This window comes from Brevundimonas sp. UBA7664, from assembly GCF_002483305.1.
In the GTDB taxonomy this organism is placed as follows: domain Bacteria; phylum Pseudomonadota; class Alphaproteobacteria; order Caulobacterales; family Caulobacteraceae; genus Brevundimonas.
This window is the reverse complement of sequence record NZ_DLHQ01000034.1, coordinates 1-3,290: the sequence shown is the minus strand read 5'-3', so window position 1 is coordinate 3,290 and position 3,290 is coordinate 1. Positions and strand designations below refer to the sequence as shown.

At 74.0% G+C, this 3,290-nt stretch carries 4 protein-coding genes; 2 read left to right on the top strand and 2 right to left on the bottom strand.

Translation table 11 applies throughout. The features are described from left to right. Positions 1-662, top strand: a 662-nt coding sequence (locus B2742_RS08485) for a hypothetical protein (protein WP_292065086.1), incomplete at its 5' end; no start/stop codon positions are given. Here the strand turns inward: B2742_RS08485 and B2742_RS08480 are convergent. Next, on the bottom strand, positions 659-2,344 hold the full coding sequence (locus tag B2742_RS08480) for a sensor histidine kinase (protein WP_292065084.1): 1,686 nt from the start codon (positions 2,342-2,344) through the stop codon (positions 659-661). The genes B2742_RS08485 and B2742_RS08480 overlap by 4 nt on opposite strands. Positions 2,345-2,517: 173 nt before the next feature. On the opposite strand from B2742_RS08480, the gene B2742_RS08475 reads away from it, so the two are divergent. Beyond that, on the top strand, positions 2,518-2,940 hold the full coding sequence (locus tag B2742_RS08475) for a SufE family protein (RefSeq protein ID WP_292065083.1): 423 nt from the start codon (positions 2,518-2,520) through the stop codon (positions 2,938-2,940). Positions 2,941-2,946: 6 nt separating this feature from the next. Here B2742_RS08475 and B2742_RS08470 read toward each other — a convergent pair. Then, a partial coding sequence (locus B2742_RS08470; protein ID WP_292065081.1) for a DUF6456 domain-containing protein occupies positions 2,947-3,290 on the bottom strand: 344 nt, incomplete at its 5' end.

The following is a 3,290-nucleotide window of genomic DNA, read 5'->3' as shown; positions in this document are numbered from 1 at the left end:
GCGGCCTGGGCCTGCACCGCCTGGGCGCGGCCGATCTCGCCGCCGTCGCCGCCCGCGCCCGTTCGCGCGCCGGCGCCGTCGCGTGCAATGACCCGGAACTGGCCACCGTGCGCGACCGGGTCGATGGCGCCTTTTCCGGTTGGCTGCGCACGCCGCGCATGGTCTTCCCCGGCACGCGCCGGCCGTGGACCGCCAATCGCGTCAGCTCGACCGACGCCAACTGGCGGCTGCAACAGATGTCGGTCGTCGGCGCCTCGCCCGTGGCGTTCGGCTATGCGGGCAAGGGCGATGCGCACGGCCTGACCGCGGTGGTCAGTTTCGTGGGTCGCTCGCGTCCCAATGCCGCGCGCATCGTGCTGCGTGATCCGGCGCGTGTTCCGCGCCCGTGGCTGGCCGGTGACGGGCTTGCGCCCGCCTCGGCCCGCGCCAGCGTCTGGGCCACAAGCGTCGCGCCGGCGGATCCGACCCTGCTGGCCGAGGGCCGCCGCGCCGGCGAGGCCTGGCGCTTTCCCGCCTCGGCCGCCGCCGCCCTGGAGCGGCTGGACCCGCGCGAGACCTTCGCCATCGAATTCCACTTCCGCGACGGCAGCGTCGCGACGGCGAAATTCGAGGCGGGGGATTTCGCCGCCGGGCGGGCCTTCCTGGCGATGGGAATGCTCTAGCCGCCGCTCTTCAGCGGCATCTGGATGATCTCGGCGCCGCCCTCGGGCGCCGGCGCGCGCGCGACCAGCGCCACGGGCAACCGCACCGTCACCGCCGTGCCCTCGCCGAGGGTCGAGTCGATGCTCATCCGGCCGCCGTGCAGTTCGGCGAAGGCGCGGACCAGCGACAGGCCCAGGCCGGTGCCCTGACGGCGCTGCTCCATCTCTCCGGCCTGTTCGAACGGCCGGCCGAGGCGGCGCACGTCTTCGGGGGCGATGCCGACGCCGGTGTCGGCGACGACGACCTCAAGATAGGGTCCGATGGCCTCGACCGTGACGGTGATCGCGCCGCCCCGCGGGGTGAATTTCACCGCATTGGACAGCAGGTTCAGGGCGATCTGCTTCAGCGCGCGCTTGTCGGCCGAGACCTCGACCGGATCGCCGGGCAGGACGCTGGACAGGCTGACGCCCTTGTCGTCGGCATTGACGCGGACCAGGGCCATGGCCGCCGAGACCACCTCGCGGGCGTCGAACCGCTCCAGCGTCAGGGCGTAGCGTTCGGCCTCGATCTTGGTGACGTCCAGCACGTCATTGATCAGGTCCAGCAGGTGGCCGCCGGCCTGATGGATGTTCTCGGCGTATTCGCCGTAGCGGTCGGGCAGGGGGCCGAAGATGCGCTGGCGCATGATGTCGGAGAACCCCAGCACGGCGTTCAGGGGGGTGCGCAGTTCGTGGCTCATATTGGCCAGGAAGCGGGTCTTGCCGGCCTCGCGCGACTCGGCCTCGGTGCGGGCGATCTCAAGACCCAGCTCGCGGGCGTACTGGGCGGTGGCGTCGAAGACCTGGGCGATCAGGCGGGGGCCGCCCGGATCGTCCAGCCGCCGCACGATCAGCTGGACCCGCCGATCCAGCGCCGTTCGGGGCGCGAACAGGGCCGCGCCGTCCTGGCCCCGCATGGCCCGTTCGATGGCGTCCAGAAGCCGGGGCCGGTCCGGCGCATGCACCGCCGCGACGAGGCCGCTCTCGAACAGGGGGTCGACCGGCAACGAGACCGGCGGCGCGCCATAGGCCGCCAGGACCCGGCCCGACGGCTCAAGCACCAGGGTCAGGCCGGGCTGGGCCGCCAGCAGGGTTTCGACCCGGGCGGTTTCGGCCTCCGCCGCCGCCAGCCGGGCCTCCCGTTGCCGCCACGACAGCCGCACCGCCAGGGCCGCGGCGGCCGCGGTCAGCAGGGCCGAGATGGCCGCCAGGGCCGGCAGATGCGGTCCGGGTCCGACCAGCCAGGCCGAGAACAGGCCGGCGAGGGCCGCCAGACCGACCGCCAGGGCGCCCGCCTGCACGGGCCGGGGACCGCCCAGGGCGATGCCCGCCGCCAGCGGCAGGAAGACGAAGCCGGTCAGGGGGCCGGTCAGGCCGCCCGACAAGGACGCCGCCAGCAGGGCGGCCAGCCCCCAGATCCCGAGCAGGGTCATCCGTTCGAAATCGCCGTCGCGTCGCAGCAGGCCGAGGCCGCTCAGGCCGGGCACGACCATGGCCAGGACGCCGTAGAACAGCGGGCCGTCGATGCCGCCGATCCACCGTCCGCCCAGCGCCAGCAGGGCCGCCGCCACCGCCCAGCCGGCATGCCAGGCGGCCAGCGACGGGCGATCGCTCGCCGGGGCGTCGGTCAGGGGCTTCGGGTCAGGGCGGGCGGACTGGATCAAGGACGGATTTGGGAGGGCCGGTGATACGCCGCCGGCCTCGCCAGACTAGCCGCGCGGATGAGTCGTCCAAAGCCCGCACCCGTTCCAGGCGACTGGGCGAAAGCCCTTTCGGGCGGATTTCCGGGGAAAGGACGGCGGTTGTCGTTAACGCCGGTCAGGCCTATCTGCCGCCCATGAGCGACAGCCCCTCCATCGACGATGTCCTGGCCGAACTGGTCGAGGAGTTCGACCTGCTCGGGGACTGGGAAGGCCGGATCGAATACGTCATCGAACTGGGCAAGGGTCTGGCCCCCCTGCCCGACGCGGATCGCACCGAGGCGCACAAGGTGCCGGGCTGCGCCGCGCAGGTCTGGCTGGCGGTGCGCCGTGACGGAGATCGGCTGGCCTTCGCCGCCGACAGCGACAGCGCCCTGTCCAAGGGCAATATCGCCCTGCTGCTGAGGCTGTACTCGGGGCGAACCCCGGCCGAGATCCTGGCCTTTGACGCCCGCGCCGCTTTGGATCGCCTCGGCCTGCCGTCGGCCCTGACCCGCCAGCGCGCCAACGGCCTGAACGCCATGGTGGGCCGGATCCGGGAGGCCGCCGCGGCGGCCTGACCTGCGTCACCCGATCCGGTAGTGGCCCGCCAGGGCGACCAGGCCGGCGCGTAGCAGTTGCTTGCCCTCGCGGCGGCGCAGACCGAGGTCGCGCTCGGCTGCCTGCAGGGCCGAGGCGCGCAGGCAGATCGCCTCGACCATGGGCCGGGCGGCGCCGCACGCGGCGAGCGCAGCCTCCACCCTGCGGCCGGCGGCCATGGCCGGGTCGCCCGGTTCGGCGCGCAGGGCGGAGCCGCCTCCGGCGCGGGGCAGGGCGTCCCATCGCAGGGTCAGGGACGGGCCGCGCGCGGCCGTCTCGGCGTCGAGACCCAGGCGGGCGGCGGCCGCGACCTCGGCCGCGCCGAGCCAGG

What these genes read in the sequence shown, in the direction of transcription:
- B2742_RS08475 (WP_292065083.1), top strand. Translation starts at nt 2,518, where the DNA reads ATGAGCGACAGCCCCTCCATCGACGATGTCCTGGCCGAACTGGTCGAG.